At 39.3% G+C, this 17413-nt stretch carries 20 protein-coding genes; 11 read left to right on the forward strand and 9 right to left on the reverse strand.

Annotated features, from left to right (window positions below; genetic code table 11):
- Positions 1-174 precede the first annotated feature (174 nt).
- A complete protein-coding gene (locus F565_RS0108615; RefSeq protein ID WP_051087085.1) occupies positions 175-930 on the forward strand; it encodes a helical backbone metal receptor in 756 nt (251 codons plus the stop codon).
- Positions 931-934: 4 nt separating this feature from the next.
- Here the strand turns inward: F565_RS0108615 and F565_RS0108620 are convergent, their stop codons facing one another.
- The 7 genes from F565_RS0108620 to F565_RS0108650 form a co-directional block, all read right to left on the reverse strand.
- Entirely contained in the window at positions 935-2485 is a 1551-nt protein-coding gene (locus tag F565_RS0108620; RefSeq protein ID WP_020212817.1) for a hypothetical protein, read from the reverse strand.
- An 83-nt stretch (positions 2486-2568) separates the two neighbouring features.
- Complete coding sequence (locus F565_RS0108625; RefSeq protein WP_020212818.1) at positions 2569-2952, reverse strand: hypothetical protein; 384 nt, start codon at positions 2950-2952, stop codon at positions 2569-2571.
- Positions 2953-2960: 8 nt separating this feature from the next.
- Positions 2961-4805, reverse strand: coding sequence for a COG3014 family protein (locus F565_RS21375; RefSeq protein ID WP_020212819.1), 1845 nt, complete (start codon positions 4803-4805; stop codon positions 2961-2963).
- A gap of 22 nt (positions 4806-4827) precedes the next feature.
- The gene (locus F565_RS0108635) at positions 4828-5418 is read right to left on the reverse strand and encodes a penicillin-binding protein activator LpoB (RefSeq protein ID WP_020212820.1); all 591 of its coding nucleotides are present in this window, start codon (positions 5416-5418) and stop codon (positions 4828-4830) included.
- 285 nt (positions 5419-5703) lie between these two features.
- Positions 5704-6315 (reverse strand): response regulator, encoded by a 612-nt coding sequence (locus tag F565_RS0108640; RefSeq protein ID WP_020212821.1) that lies wholly within the window; start codon positions 6313-6315, stop codon positions 5704-5706.
- Entirely contained in the window at positions 6312-8090 is a 1779-nt protein-coding gene (locus tag F565_RS0108645; protein ID WP_020212822.1) for a tetratricopeptide repeat-containing sensor histidine kinase, read from the reverse strand. The genes F565_RS0108640 and F565_RS0108645 overlap by 4 nt, the downstream gene beginning before the upstream one ends.
- 8 nt (positions 8091-8098) lie before the next feature.
- A complete protein-coding gene (locus tag F565_RS0108650; RefSeq protein ID WP_020212823.1) occupies positions 8099-8563 on the reverse strand; it encodes a hypothetical protein in 465 nt (154 codons plus the stop codon).
- A 370-nt stretch (positions 8564-8933) separates the two neighbouring features.
- Between F565_RS0108650 and F565_RS0108660 the strand changes: the two genes are divergently transcribed.
- Positions 8934-9326, forward strand: a complete 393-nt coding sequence (locus F565_RS0108660; protein WP_020212825.1) for a pyrophosphohydrolase domain-containing protein — start codon at positions 8934-8936, stop codon at positions 9324-9326.
- 96 nt (positions 9327-9422) lie between these two features.
- Here F565_RS0108660 and F565_RS0108665 read toward each other — a convergent pair whose 3' ends face one another.
- Entirely contained in the window at positions 9423-10490 is a 1068-nt protein-coding gene (locus F565_RS0108665; protein ID WP_020212826.1) for a branched-chain amino acid aminotransferase, read from the reverse strand.
- Positions 10491-10689: 199 nt separating this feature from the next.
- On the opposite strand from F565_RS0108665, the gene F565_RS0108675 reads away from it, so the two are divergent.
- From F565_RS0108675 to F565_RS0108690, 4 genes are all read left to right on the forward strand, one after another.
- Positions 10690-11373 carry a DUF4920 domain-containing protein gene (locus F565_RS0108675; protein ID WP_020212828.1) on the forward strand — a complete coding sequence of 228 codons (684 nt, stop codon included), beginning with the start codon at positions 10690-10692 and terminating at the stop codon, positions 11371-11373.
- 153 nt (positions 11374-11526) lie between these two features.
- Positions 11527-11994, forward strand: coding sequence for a hypothetical protein (locus tag F565_RS0108680; RefSeq protein ID WP_020212829.1), 468 nt, complete (start codon positions 11527-11529; stop codon positions 11992-11994).
- Positions 11995-12204: 210 nt separating this feature from the next.
- Positions 12205-12864, forward strand: a complete 660-nt coding sequence (mnmC2, locus tag F565_RS0108685) for a tRNA (5-methylaminomethyl-2-thiouridine)(34)-methyltransferase MnmC2 (protein ID WP_020212830.1) — start codon at positions 12205-12207, stop codon at positions 12862-12864.
- A 137-nt stretch (positions 12865-13001) separates the two neighbouring features.
- Positions 13002-13199, forward strand: a complete 198-nt coding sequence (locus F565_RS0108690; RefSeq protein WP_020212831.1) for a hypothetical protein — start codon at positions 13002-13004, stop codon at positions 13197-13199.
- A gap of 90 nt (positions 13200-13289) precedes the next feature.
- Here F565_RS0108690 and F565_RS0108695 read toward each other — a convergent pair whose 3' ends face one another.
- Positions 13290-14771: a S41 family peptidase gene (locus F565_RS0108695; RefSeq protein WP_020212832.1), complete on the reverse strand. Its 1482-nt coding sequence runs from the start codon at positions 14769-14771 to the stop codon at positions 13290-13292.
- A 109-nt stretch (positions 14772-14880) separates the two neighbouring features.
- On the opposite strand from F565_RS0108695, the gene F565_RS0108700 reads away from it, so the two are divergent.
- The 5 genes from F565_RS0108700 (at position 14881) to F565_RS0108720 (ending at position 17409) form a co-directional block, all read left to right on the forward strand.
- Complete coding sequence (locus F565_RS0108700; RefSeq protein WP_020212833.1) at positions 14881-15396, forward strand: RNA polymerase sigma factor; 516 nt, start codon at positions 14881-14883, stop codon at positions 15394-15396.
- Positions 15377-15820 (forward strand): hypothetical protein, encoded by a 444-nt coding sequence (locus tag F565_RS0108705; protein WP_020212834.1) that lies wholly within the window; start codon positions 15377-15379, stop codon positions 15818-15820. The genes F565_RS0108700 and F565_RS0108705 overlap by 20 nt, the downstream gene beginning before the upstream one ends.
- A gap of 28 nt (positions 15821-15848) precedes the next feature.
- On the forward strand, positions 15849-16307 hold the full coding sequence (locus F565_RS0108710) for a DUF4252 domain-containing protein (RefSeq protein ID WP_020212835.1): 459 nt from the start codon (positions 15849-15851) through the stop codon (positions 16305-16307).
- 34 nt (positions 16308-16341) lie between these two features.
- Positions 16342-16803 (forward strand): DUF4252 domain-containing protein, encoded by a 462-nt coding sequence (locus tag F565_RS21380; RefSeq protein ID WP_020212836.1) that lies wholly within the window; start codon positions 16342-16344, stop codon positions 16801-16803.
- Positions 16804-16881: 78 nt separating this feature from the next.
- The gene (locus F565_RS0108720; RefSeq protein ID WP_020212837.1) at positions 16882-17409 is read left to right on the forward strand and encodes a DUF4252 domain-containing protein; all 528 of its coding nucleotides are present in this window, start codon (positions 16882-16884) and stop codon (positions 17407-17409) included.
- The last annotated feature ends 4 nt before the right edge of the window (positions 17410-17413 follow it).

Here is a 17413-nt window from a genome sequence, read left to right on the forward strand (position 1 = left end):
CGGTCTGTCATTCCGACGAAGGAGGAATCTCAATAACTAAAGAGATTCTTCGACTTCATTGCATTTCGCTCAGAATGACATACTGTATATAATCATTGATAAATAAAAAACTTGGCAACCGAAAAACAGTATACAGACCAAACCGGCACTACAATTTCATTACCAGCAACGCCAATGCGTATTGTTTGCCTTGTGCCCTCGTTAACAGAGTTGCTGTACGATTTAGGGCTGGAAGACAGGCTTGTAGGTATAACCAAGTTTTGTGTGCACCCGTACCACTTAAAATCGACTAAAAAGATAATAGGAGGTACCAAGAAAGTACATGCCGTAAAAATCCGCCTGCTGCAGCCGGATATCATCATTGCCAATAAAGAGGAGAACACAGCAGAGATTGTGGCAGCTGTGCGCGAAATTGCACCGGTATGGGTCAGCGACATTGTTACCATAGCTGATACTATTGCCATGATAGAAGAGTTTGGGAAGATATTTGCAGTGCGCACGCAATCACAGCAATGGGTTAATAAAATAAACTTTGGCCTTCAGGATTTTAATGCTTTTATAAAAGACAAGCCATTTTTAAAAGCGGCTTACTTTATTTGGAAAGACCCCTATATGGCAGCCGGCAAGGATACTTTTATAAACGAAATGCTGAAGCTGAACCACTTTACAAACATTTATGAAAATAAAGAAGGCCGTTACCCGGAAGTAATTGTTCAGAAAATGAAAATACAGGGCGATCCTGAGGTTGTATTTTTATCATCAGAACCCTTTCCTTTTAAAGATGAAGATGCTTTTGAGCTGGGCCGACACACGCACCACGCCAAAACAATTTTTGTAGATGGCGAAATGTTTAGCTGGTATGGGAGCAGGATAGTGAAAGCCTTTGCTTACTTTAAAAAGCTACAGGACAGGATGGAGGAGCCTGTTTAAAATCTTATTTTTCTTCGCGGGGAGGGTTAAGGTCGTCACTACCGGTTGCTTTTTTAGCAGTTGTTGTGCGTGGCTTTGCCGTTGCAGTCTTTGTAGTTGCAGCGGGCTTGCCTGCGGTGGCAGATCCGGGCTTAGCTGTTGTGGCAGAGGCTGGTTTACTTGTTGCTGCATTACCCGTTGTTACCGGCTTTACACCGGTATTGCCTGAAGGTTTTGCTGTGCCCGTTGCTGTTGATGGCTTAGTTGTATTAGGTGCACCAGTAGCCGGTTTTGAAGTAGAACCTGTTGTTGCCGGTTTGTTTCCTGTTGGTTTAGGAGACGTTACAGCAGGCTTTGTACCACTATTTGGTGTTGCAGGCTTTGGCGCGGTTACGCCAGTAGCTCCCGGTTTAGATGCTTGTGTAGCCGGCCTGGCAGTAGTGTTTCCTGCATTACCTGATTTTGCTGTTGCTGATGTTGGCTTTGCAGCATTATTTGCAGGAGAACGTAAAGGCACGGCTGCAGCCGATATTGCTGCAATACTGTCTACAGTAATGGTAGGTGTTCCTATAGGTGTGTATACATCCGTCACCCAGGCAGATGGCCTGCGGGTTTGGTCGCTACCTTTTGCATATACTTCTATATACTGACCTGTGGTGTTTTCCTGTAAAACCTTTTGGTTGATATGCCTTTTAGTAACTTCCCATACTTTAGGGATATGTGAATAATCGCCTTTAAGAGTTGTTTTTACAGCATTAAAAGGCAGCAATTTACCACCTTCATAATCGCTTCCGGGAGAGGTAAACATTTCATCCCTTATAGGTATACAATACCAGTAGGTTACATTTTCCTTATCTGCAATGCCATTTTTAAAAAGTATAAATGGCCTCCCGTTAATTATAATATTATTTTCTTTAGCAAAAGCGGTAAGTTTTCCAAAGGAAGCTGACGCTTTTTGGTTGGCATCTGCCAATGGCGATGTAGCCGACTGTCCTAAATAAAATGTACCTTTTTTAGTAACAAGGCCTGCAACATCTACTTTATATACCTGTAGCTCTTTTACTAAAAAAGTGTTCAGGTTATCGAGCCCGCGCTCTAAAGAACTTTCAATTTTATTGTCTATGCCACCGTTAAGCAAAGCAAAAGCTTTTTCTTTAAAAGTAAGGCTGCCCTTAAGCGATACGCTTATCCTGGTACTGTTAAGGGTATCTTTAAAAGACCAGCTAATATTGGAATTTAAATCATCTATAGTTGCTTTTTGCCCTATCGAATCATTGGCAGCCGTGTTGAGTGTTTGTATCTTTCCATTGTTGCTTCCCTTTGTCCACGATATAAAAGCACCTTTACCCACAGGATTGCCCGAAAAGGTAAACGTTGCCGTTGTATCGGCGTTAGCAAACAGGCCTAAGTTTTCCCAGTTTTTATAATCGTTTACATAATTATAAAGCACCTGTCTGGATACACCTATTACCTTGTCTTTCTTTATGTTATATTTTCCTTCCTGTGTGGCTATAAATACTGTTACAGCTATGGTGGCCAATATTAGGAGCAAAAATATATATTTTACAATTTTCATGTAAGGAAAGTTTACGGTGTCGTAAAATTAGGAATAATTATGAGATATAAAAAAAGAACTTATATAATACAATATAATGTTTTTCAGCGTGTGTCGCAGTTTATATAATCTTTAGGGTAAGGCGAAAGGCTTACCTTATCTACAAGCAAAAATATATCTTCTCCGGCAGTAAAAACCTCAAGCGGTTCGCTTAGTGCGGCTTTATTTAATGTTTTCCTGTGGGTAGTGGTATCATACTGGCCAGATGTTTCGCTTATATGGTAGTTAAACGAAATAAGGCTGTTGTAATCATTTTTAAACTGCACCTGCCATACATGCTGCTCGCCACGCTTGCCCTCATGCTTAAGCCTGAACGATATGTTGCTGTAGCAGCTTGTTTTTTGCCATTCGTCCCATCCATCCTGAACCTGCGCAAAGGTTGTGTTGCAGCTTATTGCAAAAATTAGTAACAGTAACATCTTTTTCATAGCAGTGGTTATAAAGTTTCAACTTTTACAATAGTTACATAAAAATCAGCGCTTTTTTGTACAAATGGGTACCAGCCGGTAATTTCTTTACCGGGTTTTACCTTGTCTTTAAGCGTATAGTAAAGGTTTGTAACAGGCTTGCCGTCATCTTCCAGCTTTTCATATTCATCCAGTGTTACCAGTTTATAGTCGGCTGTAATTGGCTTCTCTGTAACAGTATAGGTTATGGTCGCCTCTTTATCAGATGTAAAGAATATTTTTTTACCATACTGGTTTATACCATCTTTAACTTCACTAAAGTACGATACTTTATAGTTAATCCCGCTTGCATCAGTAATCCATTTATCATATTTACCGGCACTATTTTTATCTAAAGCAGGCAGTGGTTTTGCAGTTGTTACCGGTGCCGGTGCGGCGGTGGTAGCAGGTAAAATTTGGGTACGGCCTAAATCAAAGTAATTTACTATTTGTAAACCGCGTTTGTAAGGTATCGCAATAGTATCGGTATCAATACCCTGCGGGCCATATTTTTTAATTACAAAAGTATTTTCTGCACCCGGAGTAAGCGGTACCCTGGCATAACCTATCGTAGCCGGTAGCGATTGCCAGTTGCGTGTATCGGCCTTTTCGGTAAGGGCACCGGCGGCATCGGCACTAAAGCGCACAATATCTTCGGCATCATTTCCTAAAGCTTCTTTAGCAATGGCAGCAAGCAGCGCACTACCTCCTTTTTTTGCAGCAAAGCGCGTTACAAGGTCTATGGTTTCCCTAAGCATGCGGTCTTTAAGGCATTGTTTAGCCACGGTATAAAAATCCTGTGCGGGCTCAAAATATTGTTCTTTACCATTTACAACAAGTGCCGCTCTGCTGTAATAACTTGGGCGGCGGCGGTATTTAGGTATGGCAATGGCATTAACGCTTCCTATATTAATACCGGACGGAATAGGAATCAAAATGTCCTGGGCAATGCCATCGTCAAAATAACTTGCATAGAAAAAACTCCCCGCGCCCGATGCTGTTATAACGATCTGGTCTTTAGCAGGGGCAAGGCCATTTTCCCAAAACACAATCGCTTCGCCCGTAGGCGGGGCAAGTGGTGCTTTAGGTGCAGGCAGGTTAAACTTTTTAAGGTAATCGTTGTACTCCTGTGTAAAGCCAAGCTGTTTTGATGTGCGAAGCAGGTCTTGTTTTAGCTGCTCCGGCAGGGGCACGCCAAAGTAAGTGCCGTTATTACGGGTGTAAATCTCTTCGGCATTGCGGTAAGCAATAAAGGCATTGTTAATATCGCCGGTACCTTCATACAAAATACCCTGTAGTATTTGCGAAAAAGCATCTTCGGCATATTTATTCTTGTTGTTTTTGTACTTATCGTTAAGCTGTAACAGTTTAATGTTTATCCTTTTTGCCTCTACAAGCGCCTCGTTTGGCTGGCCTAAAAAGAAATAGTTAAGTGCCATATAATAATGTATGGTCACTTTCTCAAAATCTTCCCCTTTGTAAGGCTCTGCCATGGGGTTTGTAAATTTTGCTGCAATTGCCTGCCCCGCATTGGTACGTATCCTGTCATCTATAAGTATGTATGCTTCTTCCAGCAGCTTATTGCTTTCGGCATAATTACCGCTAAGGTGTTCCATCTTGCCTTTCTCAAAAAGATAAAGCAGCCTGTTCCTTTTTGCTTTCAGAAACTTATTGGCATCGATACTTTCTGAAGCTTTTTGAAACTGTCCGGTTACAAGCTCGTTCTCAATATTGGCAGTTTTAGTGTTGTAAGTGCTACAGGCCGGCAGGGTAAACAACAGCAACACAATTGCCGCTTTGTGTAAAGCGGCAACGGTTTTATTGGTTGTTTTCATATAGTGATGAATTAGCCTGAGCTTATTTTATCATTTTTTTGATCTTTTTGTCGCCTATCCACACTTTGTCGTTTGTCTGGATGTTTGTAAGCTCAAGATCTATCTGGTAGTAAACTGATTTTTCTTTTTTATTCTCGTCTGTAATAGAGTTTATTGTACCCTGAAGCATAAAATCGGCACCGTTTTCAAGTCCGAATTTTTTCATGGTAGACTGAGATGCGTTGTTTTGCTGATCGGCTCTTTCTGCCCTGATTTCTTCGCGCATGTTACCTGCCTGAACAAGCTTAATACGGCCGGAATTGATAATTGCTTTTTCAATGTCTTTAGAAAAAGTCTCAGCAGATATATGCTCGTGCGATTTGTTGGTAATAAGCCCTACTATAATAACGGGTTTTTTACCTGCATTTTCGGCTGCATAGCTACTGTACCATGCATGGTCCATAAGCTCTGCGGTAATTTCTTCGGCGGTAAGCCTTGAGTCGGTTTCATTCCAGCGGCCGCTAAGGTCGGTAACGGTAGTGTCGCTAACGCGGGTTACTTTAGGGCTTCCGCAGTTTGTAAGAGAAAGAGATAATGCTAAAGCCGCTACAAGGGAAAGAGAAATGTGTTTCATGATCGTTTTATTTGGTTATGGGTATTCAAAAGTAACTAAAAAATTTGTGTTAATATAACTACAAATACAAACAATGTGCCACTATTAAGAAGTGTAAAAAGTAGTATAAATAAAAAATACCCCGAAGGGTATTTTTTTGTCCTAAACCAACTACAAATAACTAAAATAAAATTTTAGTCTACCTGCTCTTTAAAAGAGTAAGCCTGGTGCAAATGTGAGGAATATATTAAAACAAAAAAATACCCACTAATGGGTATTTTTAAGGCCTGGAGGCAATGCACTATGTTAAAATTCGTACTTTTTTTCCATAGAGTATCTAATAAGTTCACTTTTGCCCTGAAGGTTTAATTTTTTCAGGATGTTTTTACGGTGTGTATCTACTGTGGTTTTTCCAATAAACAGCAGTTCGGCTATTTCCAGCGATGTTTTTCCCTGGCCTATAAGCCTTACAATTTCTTCTTCGCGTTTGCTAAGGTGCACTTCCTGCTCTATAGCCATATTAGCAGGGTCTAATGACTCATCGAAAAAAGTTTCCCCCCTGTAAACCGCTCTTATTGCTGAAAGTACAGTTTTTAACGAAGAATTTTTAAGTATGTATGCAGATGCCCCTGCTGCCTGCATTTGATGCATAGCCTCATCCTGCTCAAACATGCTAAAGGCAATTACTTTGCACGCCGGAAATTCTTTTTTTATGATGCGGGTAGCCGCAATGCCATCCATTTTAGGCATGCGTATATCTGTAAGTACCACATCGGGATTTTGGTGGCGCACTATTTGCAGCAAATGTTCGCCATCGTTGGCTTCGCCTACAATGTTTATATCGCTTTCGTATTCAAAAAAAACCTTGAGCCCATCAATAAGCGACTGGTGGTCTTCGGCAATTACAAGATTTATCATATTGGCAGGTCTATAATTATGGTTGTACCCCGCCCCGGGGTAGAGTCTATTGTAAGGGTACCGTCCAGTTGTTCGGTCTTTTTTGTTATCGAGTTAAGCCCCATACCATCGGCACGGGTAAGTTTACTGGTATCCATACCCACACCGTTATCTTCAAAGATAATGTTTATATTAGTATCATGTTGTGTAAGGTGCAATGTAGCCTCTGTAGCACCGGAATGTTTAATAATATTGGTGCCTAATTCCTGTATCATCCTGAAAATGGCAATTTCCAGCGTGTTATCCAGTCTTTCTGTAAAGCCAAAGGGTATTACGTTAATTTGCAGTTTACCGGGAATAGATATTTTTCCTGCAAGTTTTTTTATGGCAGGTATAAGCCCGTCATTAGCAAAAACCCCTGCGTTTTTAGCATGTGCCAGGCGGCGCACTTTTTGGTAAGCCTCCTGTATAAGCTCGTCTGTTTTTTCGTAGAGTTTGTTCTCTTCCTGTCCCTGGTCTGTTTTGCGAAGCCTCAGGTTTTCAAAATTCAGTTTTAAGGTAGCCAGCATGCTGCCCAGGTTATCATGCAGGTCGTTAGCAATGCGCTGGCGTTCTTTTTCCTGTCCCGTAAGCATAATATCAATGCTGCTAAGTTCATAGTCTTTAAGGGCTTTTTCAAACCGCTGCTCGTCTATAAGTTTTTGCTGCAAAGCTATTTTTTCTTTTCTGCGGGAGTTCATAACAATTAATATCCCTATTACAAGAGAAGCTATAAATAAGCCTATTATTATGTATAACACTATATTATTAAATTTCATGTTGTTTTTTAAAACACTGTTTTCCCATTCTTTTTCTTTAGTCTGGTACTTTGTTTGTATATCGTTTATTGCAACATTTTGTTCGGTTACGTTAATGCTGTCGGCAAGCTTTTGCTCAAGCCTTAAATATTTATAGGCTTCTTTAAAATTATTTAGTTCGGCATAGTTAACATGCATGGCTCCATACGCAGCTTCTTTGTACTTTAAAGGATCGCTCTTTAAGGGCAGGCTATCCAGTTTATGTAATAGTTTTAAAGCCTTAGCATAATTTTTTAAGTGATGGTATGCCCCGGCCTGATTTAAATAATTATAATAAAGATCGTCTGGGTCATTACCATTTATTTTAATTGCTTCTGCATTTTTTTTTAGGTAAAATAATGCAGAGTCAGGCATTTTTAGGTTTTCAAAATATAAATTTGCCAGATTATTAATTAAAGATGACTTCATTTTATCGTCATGCCCATCAGTAAATAAAGCCAGTGCTTTTTTATAATACATAAGGCTTTGGTCATACTTACCCGCCCGCTGCTTAAATACAGCTACATAACCATAGCCGCGTGCAATCTTTGATGCATTTTTTGTTTTAACCCAATACGATAAATATTCGTTTATATAATGCCAGTATTCTGTAGTGTTCTTTTCCTGAGAGTCTATCATGTAAGCTATATCCAGGTTAATATCCATAGCTTTTTCCAGACTGTCTGCTTTTATGAATAATTTTTTTGCCTGTATGTAATAGCTCAATGCCGTGTTTTGTTCTGTCTGTTCAAAAATCCCTGCATTTATGTAAGTATATAAAGCCTTATTTGGCAGGGATAATTTTGCAGTATCTATACTTTTAAGCAATGTTGAGGCCTTGTTAGTCTCAAAATCTTTAATGTTTTTTTCTGCCAGCAGTAACTTTTGGTTATATTGAGAATAGCCCTTGCTTACGTATAATAAACAGGTAAAAAGGGCTATTCTTAATAGTATCTTCATATTTTATCTTACATTTTTTTTAGAGCGCCTAACCCTGATTTACTTGGCCCCGATGCGGCGGCAGGAGCAGTTACAGTTAGAGATGCTGAAGTACCAATGGTGTTAAGGTCTAAAAATATTAGCTTTGCAATAGCCTGGTATACTGCCGGGTTTGCCTCATGGAAGGTAAGCAAAATAAAATTATTAGCATAATTAAAGGCAGAGGCTGTTAGTCCTGTATCTGTAAATAGGGGTACAGCGTCAAGATTTATATCTATTGTTTCATAGTTTAAACTGGCCGATGCCAGCGCAGTGCCGGAGTCGGTATTCTTTTTAATAAAAATGAGCAGTGCATTGTATGATGCGTTCGAGATATTTTTGCACTCATACTTATAGCCATCTGCGGGGAGTGTAACCGGCAGTGGAAGCGATATCTCTACCTTTGCCGTTTTTGCAGCGCCATTAAAATACCCAAATCCTGAATATACTTTCATGTTGTTAAATTTACTGATTTATACTACAAATTACAGTAACTTAATTGAATTAAAAAATCCCCATTAATGGGGATTTTTTAATTATTTTTCAAGATAAATTTAAGAGTTATCTTTTGTTAACAACTTAATGGCGAATAGCACCGCTATAAAAGCTAAAAAGGCAATAAGTATGCGGTAAGTGCCCTTGTAATATTTTTTGTGTACTACAAAATCTTTCCTATATACAAATATTAAAACGGTTACAAAAACAATTATAAAAGCTACTGCAAAAATAAGCTGCCCGGTACTAAACATAGTAAAAATATTTTTTGCAAAGTTAAGGTATTACACCTTTATTTTTGGTTATTTTTAGGCCTCAATTTATGCAATTATGAAAAAACAGTTAGATGCCGTTAAGCAGTTTCATACATCCTTTAAACTGGGTATGAGCGAAACCCCAAAAGACTGCCTGGGCGAAAGCGTAAACTTATTGCGCTATAACCTTATGAAAGAAGAAAATGAAGAATACCTGGAGGCAGTGCAAAATAAAGATATTGTAGAAATTGCCGATGCCCTGGGCGATATGCTGTACATACTGTGCGGCACCATTATAGAGCATGGCTTGCAATATAAAATAGAAGAGGTTTTTGATGAAATACAGCGCAGCAACATGAGTAAGCTGGATAACGAAGGCCTGCCCATATACCGCGAAGACGGTAAGGTAATGAAGGGGCCTAATTATTTTAAGCCCGATTTTTCTAAGATACTTAAGGGAGATATTTAAGATTTTAGAATTCAGATTTCAGAATTAGCATCACTCTAAATAAGAAAAAGTGTAGTTCAATCTGAAATCTAAAATCTAAAATCTGAAATCAAAAAATTATATCTTAACCGTCCACCCAAAGGTGTCTTCGGCAAGTTTATGCTGTATGTTAGTAAGCTTGTCTTTTATTTGTAACGATATGGGGTTGTCCTGTTTTGGCAGCTCATAATACGTATCCTGGTAGCTAAAGCCTACAATAGGGTTAATAACTGCGGCAGTTCCTGCGCCAAAAATCTCTTTTAGCGAGCCGTCTTTCGCAGCGTTAATAAGTTCTTCAACCAATACAGATCGTACTTCTACCTTAATATTTTCGCGCTCTGCAAGTTCTAAAATACTTTTACGGGTTACACCGTCAAGTATCCTTTCGCCTGCGGGGGCAGTATAAAGGGTGTCGTTTATTTTAAAGAAAACGTTCATTGTCCCTGCCTCTTCCAGTTTGGTATGGGTGGCATCATCCGTCCATATTACCTGCTGAAAGCCTTTTTCGTTAGCAAGCCTTGTAGGGTAAAATTGTGCCGAATAGTTACCTGCAGCTTTCGCAGCACCTATGCCGCCATTTGCCGCACGGCTGTAATGTTCTGCAATAAGCACTTTAACCTCTCCCTGGTAGTAAGAGCGTGCAGGCGATAATATGATCATAAAACGGTATTGGGCAGATGGTGCTGCAATAACGCCATGGCCTGTAGCTATCATAAAGGGGCGCAGGTACAGCGAGTTGCCTTTACCTTTTTTTACCCACTCTTTATCTATATTAATAAGGTGTTTTAAGCCTTCCATAAAAATCTCTTCAGGAACTTCGGGCATAGCAAGCCTTGTAGCCGACTTGTTAAAGCGGTCAAAATTCTGGTCGGGCCTAAAAAGCCAAATTTCATCGTTCTCGTCCCTATAAGCCTTCATCCCTTCAAAAATAGCCTGCCCGTAATGAAATACCCTCGACGAAGGATCCATAGGCATAGGTGCATACGGCTCTATAACCGGATCGCCCCATGCGCCATCTTTATAGTCGCTATACAGCATATGATCAGTAAAGATGCTGCCAAAAGGAAGGTCGTCAAAATTAACCGAACCTATCTTTGATGTTTCAGCTTTATTTACTTTAATAGTGTAAGTTGGGTTTTCGCTCATCAGGATTTTTTTGTAGTTAATGGTTAGTCGTGTTATGGCAAATTTACTAAAAAATCATCTTAAAGGGCTTTTTAGAAATTAAAAATGAAAATTAAAAAATTAATATGCTGAAACAAAGAGATATAAATAATGGCGTTGCGTTGCAGGGTTTAAAGTTTCTGTATAAATTTGTCACATTAATTTTAATTTTCGTTAAAAAATGAAAAAGACATTTATAATAGGAGCGGCACTTTTAACCCTTGCTGCCTGCAAAAAAGAAACCGAAGTTAAAACCGAAAATACCGTAATAGAAACCGCCACAGATACTCTTAATGTAGATACTGATACTATAAGCAATACCGAAACTCCCGAAGCACCGGAAGCACCGGAAGCTGCTGAAAAACCGGAAGCCACTGAAGCTAAGGAAAAAGCTGAGAAAATTGAAAAGCCCGAAGCTGCTGAGAAAAAAGTTAGCGTAACGGTGACTAAAGATGCAAAAGTAGATTATGCTGCCTTTGGCGATAAAATTGTAGCCGATAAAGCACTTAGCCAGGAGCAGATGTTTGCCAAATATAAAAGCCTTAAAACCGGCGATACTGTAAACATTAAGTTTAAGACCAAAATTAAAGACGTTTGCCAGAAGAAAGGCTGCTGGATGGCTTTGCAGTTGCCCGATGAAAAAGAATCGTTTGTGAAGTTTAAGGACTACGCCTTTTTTGTTCCGCTTAATGCAGCAGGGCAGGATGCGGTAGTAAGTGGCAAGGCATTTGTAAGCGAAGTTTCTGTAGCGCAGTTAAAGCACTATGCTAAAGATGGCGGACAAAGCGATGCCGAAATAAATAAAATTACCGAGCCTAAAAAAACGTATGGTTTTCTTGCCGATGGCGTACTTATAAGTAAGTAACAGGCAACAAGCAAAGGGCAATGAGCAATAAATAATAGGCAATAAGCATAATGCAATTTTGTGTTGTTGTTTGAGCGGAAGCCGCTATGTCATTCTGAACGAAGTGCAACGGAGTTGAAGAATCTCCGGAATAGCCAATTTTTATATCAATAAATGAAAAATAGTTGCATAGCCATTGTGCTCACAATAATTGTTTTTGTTACTGGCTGTACCAAAAAGGAAGCAGCTAAACCCGAACCTGAAAAAGAGGCTGCCGCCAAATGCACCAAACCTCAAAAAAAGGAGTTTAAAATGTATGAGATGAGCCAGATGGCTGCTCTCATGGAGCAAATGTATGTAGATAACCAGCGCCTTAAAGAACGTATTTCCAATGGCGATACCATAGGTGCATTCCCTAAACACATTTTAAACATTCATACGTCGGCATTGACAGATGAAGATGATAACGATGCTTTTTTTAAAGAGCAGGCTGCAAAATTTATAAAGGCGCAGCAACTTATTTACAGCGACTCGGCTAATGCCAAACAACATTTTAACGATGCGGTTTCCAGTTGCGTGCAATGCCATGAAGGTAAGTGTGAAGGGCCAATACCACGCATTAAAAAATTGTATATAAAATAGCCTTAGATGGAATTTTTTGGAGGATTTATATTGGAGTTTTATTCAACGTAGTACTATGCTTTTCCGGAGCTTTATTACGTTAGCTATTTTTATGGAAAAAGAGGAGTTACACATCATTATTAGAAGATAATCAACTAAACTTTTTTATTAGTATATTGTTAATCTTAGTGCCGATTGTAGTTGTAACTTTGTATAAACATTACATATAATTTGAAAAGAGAGATCATAACTACCAATGACGGTTCTGTTACCATATACCTGCCCGAAATGCAGGAAACCTATCATTCTAAATTTGGTGCTATACAAGAGGCTAACCATGTGTTTATACAAAATGGGCTGCACTTAAAACAAGGGCAGCCCATTTCCATTTTAGAGATTGGCTTTGGCACGGGCCTTAATGCATTCATCACATTTTTAGAGTCGGTTGCAACTAACCAGGTTATAAATTACACCGGGGTAGAGGCATACCCCGTAGCGCCGGAACATAGCGCACTACTTAATTATGTAGTCCAAATGGATGCTGCACAACATCTTGACACCTTTAACGAGATGCACAGCAGCCCGTGGGATACTGAAATTGCCCTGAATGACAACTTTAAACTGACGAAGCGCAAACAGTTTTTTGAAGATATAAACGATGTAAATAAGTACGACCTTATTTATTTTGATGCTTTTGGCTATCCATCGCAGCCGCATTTGTGGAGCGAGGAAATATTTTTTAAAATGTATACAGCTCTAAAACCGGGAGGCATTTTAGTAACCTATGCGTGCCGATCAATTATTAAAAACAATATGAAGGCAGCGAGTTTTACAACAACTAAGCTGCCGGGTCCACCTGGTAAACGCGAAATGCTACGTGCAGTAAAATGATAAATTTTTGTTAAAAAATTATTATATCGTGAAAGTCGATATGCTAAAAGTATCTAAAAAAACGTTGTAGTTAAATATTTATCTATACATTTGTTTGTAGATTACAAATCACCTATAACTTAATTACTTAGAGAATTATGCCCGCATCTATGTTTAGCTACACCAAAACCGTGCTGGAAAGTGTAAGTTTCGACCCAAAACTTTTTAGCAAGGAAGTAGAAAAAGCAATAAAAATGCTGCTGCCTTATGAGCTTGAACAATTAGTGAACTGGCTATATAGTTTTACTACCGCCAGGCCAGAGCTTAAGGGATGTCTTGCATACGTTGCAGAATAACAAATATTAAAAAGGCTTTGAGCCACTAATAACTAAAAAAGGTTGCCCTTGTATAAAGGCAACCTTTTTTAGTTTATAAAAACTATAGTTTTATTGCAGGTCTTTAATAAGGCTGCCAGAACCTTCTGGTGTGTTTTCTATATACATTTCGTTACCAAAACGGCGTGTACTCCTTGGGTCTTTAAATTGCTTAAAATCTGTACTGTAATCAGGGGCAGCATATCGTCCGCCAGGAGCAATTATTGATAATGCTTTGGCAAGCAATGGCTCATTAGGATCGCCCAGCGTACCCAGTGTACGTACAGTTTCTTTAAGCTGGTTTAGTGTAGATGGCTCTATTCCATCGGTATAATCGCCAAAACCCTGTGCATTAACCGTTTTTATAACAATAGGCTGCATGGCATAGGTATGACTCCCATTACGGCCGCGCGATGAAAAATCGGGAGAATCGTATAACGTAACCGATCCTACGTTTTTACCCACTGTTTTATCGCCTATTTGTATAACCTCTATATAAGGTTTAAGGCAGTTAATAACAAGCTCGCTGGCAGATGCTGTTGCGGCAGATGTTAATATATATACCTTTCTGAGACGTAAACTGTTTATAGCGGCCCCGTCTGACAATTGTGATGCAAATAAGTTTTGTATTGCCGCAGGGTTTTCGCGTTCATACTTTGCCTGTAATTTTGCATTCCACTGTTGTTTTGCAAAAAGGCGGTTGCCAAACTGCCCTGTAATCATACTGGCAAGATAAGTGGCTGTGCGTACAGAGCCACCGCCGTTATACCTTAAGTCGAGTACAAAATCTGTTACATTAGCCGAATTCAGCTCACCAAAAGCAGCATTAAGCTGTGTATCATAATTACTGTAAAAACCGGTATACATAAGGTAGCCTACGGTGTGGCTGCCACGGGTAATGGTAGTAACTGTATTTACAGGATTTTCAGAAAACTCTGTCCTTGTAAGCGCAACAGATCTTCCGTTTGGCGCTATGCCTCCATCTACAGCGGTAGCAAGGTTAAGCGTATAGTTGTCGCTATTTAACAGCGACTGGTAATTGCTCGATGTAAGCGATACGCCATTTACAGCGTAAAAAAGGTCGCCACGCCTTATGTCTTTGCCGGAGGCATCACTATCAGGCATTATATATTTTACATACCCAAAAATAGGTACATTAGAAAGTCCTTCATCTGACGCATTTACATAAGTAAGGCCAAATTCTACACCATTGCTTTTAGCCACGCCCTGCAGGGCGTTTTCTAAAACATGAAAATCAGGAAATATTACACTAAAGCGGTCAATTTTATTACCTAAAACATCCTGCCTGTAAAGCAGGCTTTCAAACAACGATTCGGGACTGCTGTATGCCTGCAGGAAATTGTTAAGCTCTTCCTGGTTGCCAAAGCGCTCATCGGCAAGGTTAGGCACATCGGCCTGCCATAAATAATAGGCATTAAGGCCTTTCCATATAAAATCGTTTACGGGAACAGCATTATCATCCTGGTCTTCGCATGACTGAAAGGTTACGGCAGCCATAGCAAGCGAAAACAGTAATACAGTTATTTTTTTCATTTAGCAGTTTTGTTTATAAAACGTAAATTTAATTATTTTTAATATCTGTGTAACAAAAATAATCACTATTCGTCTTCATATTATAAACCAATAACAAACCAACCCAATAATGAATCAGGCGGAGTTTATAAAAACCATCTCCCCGTTTAAAGACAAGGTGTTCCGGCTGGCCAGGAGGCTGCTCGTGAGCATTGAAGAAGCGGAAGACGCCACCCAGGAGGTGCTGGTAAAATTATGGAATAACAAAGAAAAACTGCAGGGCTACGGCAGTGTAGAGGCAATGGCCATGACAATGACAAAAAATTATTGCCTGGACCGCCTTAAAAGTAAACAAGCCAGCGAGATGCGTATAGTGCACAGCAACTATACCGACAGGCAGGCAGGGCTGCAACAGCAAACGGAAGACCGTGACAGCTGGGAATGGGCCGAAAAGATAATGAAAAACCTGCCCGAACAGCAAAAGCTTATCATGCAGATGAGGGATATAGAACAATATGAATTTGAGGAAATTGCCAAAATAATGGATATGAACGAGACTGCCGTACGGGTGGCACTATCCAGGGCAAGAAAAACAATGAGAGAAGAATTGACAAAAACACACAGCTATGGAATTAAGAACAATTGAACAATTACTGGATAAATACTTTGACGCAGCAACCAGTACTGCCGAAGAAAATCAGCTTAAGGAGTATTTCTCTTCGCCGGGTGTGGCGCCGCACCTGCAGCAGTACAGGCCTATGTTTGGGTACTTTGCCCATGAGGCAGCGCATAAGTTTGATAAAACCGTACCATTAAAAACCAAAAGGCATTATGCCAAATGGATATCGGTGGCAGCAAGCCTTGTGCTCATGATGGGAATGCTTTTTTACTTTAACTACCAACCCGTTAGCCAGGACAATGACCTGGGCACTTACAACGACCCTGAAGTTGCCTTTAGGGAAACGCAAAAAGCGCTTAACATGGTTTCTAAAAACGTAAACGTAGGGGTAAACAGCATGAACTACATTGGAGAATACGAAAAATCAAGAAAAACAATTTTTAAAGAGTAATAAATCACTCATCAATTAACAATTACTCATGAAAAAAATCATCATCGTTCTATTACTTGCAGTATTACCTACTGTAGCATTTGCACAAAAAGCTTTCAGAAAGCTTAGGCATACTGATGGTATAGCCGCTATAAATGTAAGCAATGGCGGTTATAATGCACTTAACGATAAAGATAAGGTGGCTTTAGGTAGTGTAGCCCGAGATTATTTAAGTAGTGCAAGCCATCTTGATAATCTTAATGTCTTTATATCGTCAGAGAAAAAACATGCTCGAACTATAAAAAGGGCCATGCTGGATTATTTAGGCGAAAAGCAAATGGAAGAGCTAATAAATTTTGAACAGGATGGGTCTGGTATAAGCATTTATATGAAAAAAGACACATCAGGTTCTGATATTACAGAGATGCTGCTGTTTGTAGAAAACAGACAAAAAAATGAATCGGTACTTATATCTTTTACAGGTACCTTGGGTTTAAACAAAAAATAAATAAAAGTCATCATCAAATTTAAAATCAATAATCATGAAAAAAATCATAATCACTTTACTGTTAGCTGTTATGCCTGCAGTAACATTTGCCCAGAACGCTTTTACAAAATACGAAGGTAAAGAGGGTATAGACGTTGTAACCGTAAACAAAAAAATGTTCGAACTGCTGGGAGGCATAGAAACCAGCGGCGGTGGCGAAAAGGCAGATAAATACCTTAAACAGGTTAAAAACCTTGATAACCTTAAAATATTTACTACCACACAGCTTAACTATATTGCTGATATGGAGACAACGGTAGCCAGCTATTTAAAACAAAATTCGCTTGAAGAGCTTATGACATTTAACGATGGCGGTGCTAAAACCAAACTTTACGTAAGATCTGGCAAAAAAGCATCTGAGCTTAAAGAATTCCTGCTATTTTCGCAGGGTGGTAAAAAAAATGAGGCTGTGCTCATGTCCTTTAGCGGCAACATAGACCTTAATGGCCTTAAGTAATTAAATAACCAGCCGGTTGTTTATAAAAGGCAACCGGGGTTATTGCCCCAAAACAAAAACTATTTTAAAATCTGTACAATGAAAAAATTATTTGTAGCCTTTGTATTCCTTCTTATCCCAACTATATTCTATGCCCAGTCGGCATTTACAAAATTTGAGGATAAGACAGATATTACATCGGTAATTGTAAACAAAAAGATGTTCCAGCTTATGGGTGAAATGAAAATGGATCCTAAAGATAAAGAGGCTCAGCAGTACCTTAATATGGTAAAAAAACTGGATAACCTTAAAGTGTTTACCACCACAAACACTAAAAATGCCAACGAAATGAAAGCTACCGTAGATAGCTACCTTAAGGCAAACCCGCTTGAAGAGCTAATGCGTATTAATAAAGATGGGCAAAATATTAAGATCTTTATAAAAAGCGGTGCATCATCATCTCAGGTAAAAGAGTTGCTTATGTTTATGGATGGCAGTGGTAAGGCAAACACGGTATTAATGTCGCTTACCGGAAATTTTGACCTTAACGATATATCTGTACTTACCGATAAAATGAGCCTGCCCGGCGGCCCCGAACTTAAAAAAGCAGCTGCTAAAAAACAATAACATC

Origin of the sequence: Flavobacterium rivuli WB 3.3-2 = DSM 21788 (assembly GCF_000378485.1) — a bacterium.
GTDB classification, from domain to species: domain Bacteria; phylum Bacteroidota; class Bacteroidia; order Flavobacteriales; family Flavobacteriaceae; genus Flavobacterium; species Flavobacterium rivuli.

Excerpts from the sequence above, each read along its gene's own strand:
- F565_RS0108615 (WP_051087085.1), top strand. The coding sequence starts at position 175 with ATGCGTATTGTTTGCCTTGTGCCCTCGTTAACAGAGTTGCTGTACGAT.
- F565_RS0108620 (WP_020212817.1), bottom strand. The coding sequence starts at position 2,485 with ATGAAAATTGTAAAATATATATTTTTGCTCCTAATATTGGCCACCATA.
- F565_RS0108625 (WP_020212818.1), bottom strand. The coding sequence starts at position 2,952 with ATGAAAAAGATGTTACTGTTACTAATTTTTGCAATAAGCTGCAACACA.
- F565_RS21375 (WP_020212819.1), bottom strand. The coding sequence starts at position 4,805 with ATGAAAACAACCAATAAAACCGTTGCCGCTTTACACAAAGCGGCAATT.
- F565_RS0108635 (WP_020212820.1), bottom strand. The coding sequence starts at position 5,418 with ATGAAACACATTTCTCTTTCCCTTGTAGCGGCTTTAGCATTATCTCTT.
- F565_RS0108640 (WP_020212821.1), bottom strand. The coding sequence starts at position 6,315 with ATGATAAATCTTGTAATTGCCGAAGACCACCAGTCGCTTATTGATGGG.
- F565_RS0108645 (WP_020212822.1), bottom strand. The coding sequence starts at position 8,090 with ATGAAGATACTATTAAGAATAGCCCTTTTTACCTGTTTATTATACGTA.
- F565_RS0108650 (WP_020212823.1), bottom strand. The coding sequence starts at position 8,563 with ATGAAAGTATATTCAGGATTTGGGTATTTTAATGGCGCTGCAAAAACG.
- F565_RS0108660 (WP_020212825.1), top strand. The coding sequence starts at position 8,934 with ATGAAAAAACAGTTAGATGCCGTTAAGCAGTTTCATACATCCTTTAAA.
- F565_RS0108665 (WP_020212826.1), bottom strand. The coding sequence starts at position 10,490 with ATGAGCGAAAACCCAACTTACACTATTAAAGTAAATAAAGCTGAAACA.
- F565_RS0108675 (WP_020212828.1), top strand. The coding sequence starts at position 10,690 with ATGAAAAAGACATTTATAATAGGAGCGGCACTTTTAACCCTTGCTGCC.
- F565_RS0108680 (WP_020212829.1), top strand. The coding sequence starts at position 11,527 with ATGAAAAATAGTTGCATAGCCATTGTGCTCACAATAATTGTTTTTGTT.
- F565_RS0108690 (WP_020212831.1), top strand. The coding sequence starts at position 13,002 with ATGCCCGCATCTATGTTTAGCTACACCAAAACCGTGCTGGAAAGTGTA.
- F565_RS0108695 (WP_020212832.1), bottom strand. The coding sequence starts at position 14,771 with ATGAAAAAAATAACTGTATTACTGTTTTCGCTTGCTATGGCTGCCGTA.
- F565_RS0108700 (WP_020212833.1), top strand. The coding sequence starts at position 14,881 with ATGAATCAGGCGGAGTTTATAAAAACCATCTCCCCGTTTAAAGACAAG.
- F565_RS0108705 (WP_020212834.1), top strand. The coding sequence starts at position 15,377 with ATGGAATTAAGAACAATTGAACAATTACTGGATAAATACTTTGACGCA.
- F565_RS0108710 (WP_020212835.1), top strand. The coding sequence starts at position 15,849 with ATGAAAAAAATCATCATCGTTCTATTACTTGCAGTATTACCTACTGTA.
- F565_RS21380 (WP_020212836.1), top strand. The coding sequence starts at position 16,342 with ATGAAAAAAATCATAATCACTTTACTGTTAGCTGTTATGCCTGCAGTA.
- F565_RS0108720 (WP_020212837.1), top strand. The coding sequence starts at position 16,882 with ATGAAAAAATTATTTGTAGCCTTTGTATTCCTTCTTATCCCAACTATA.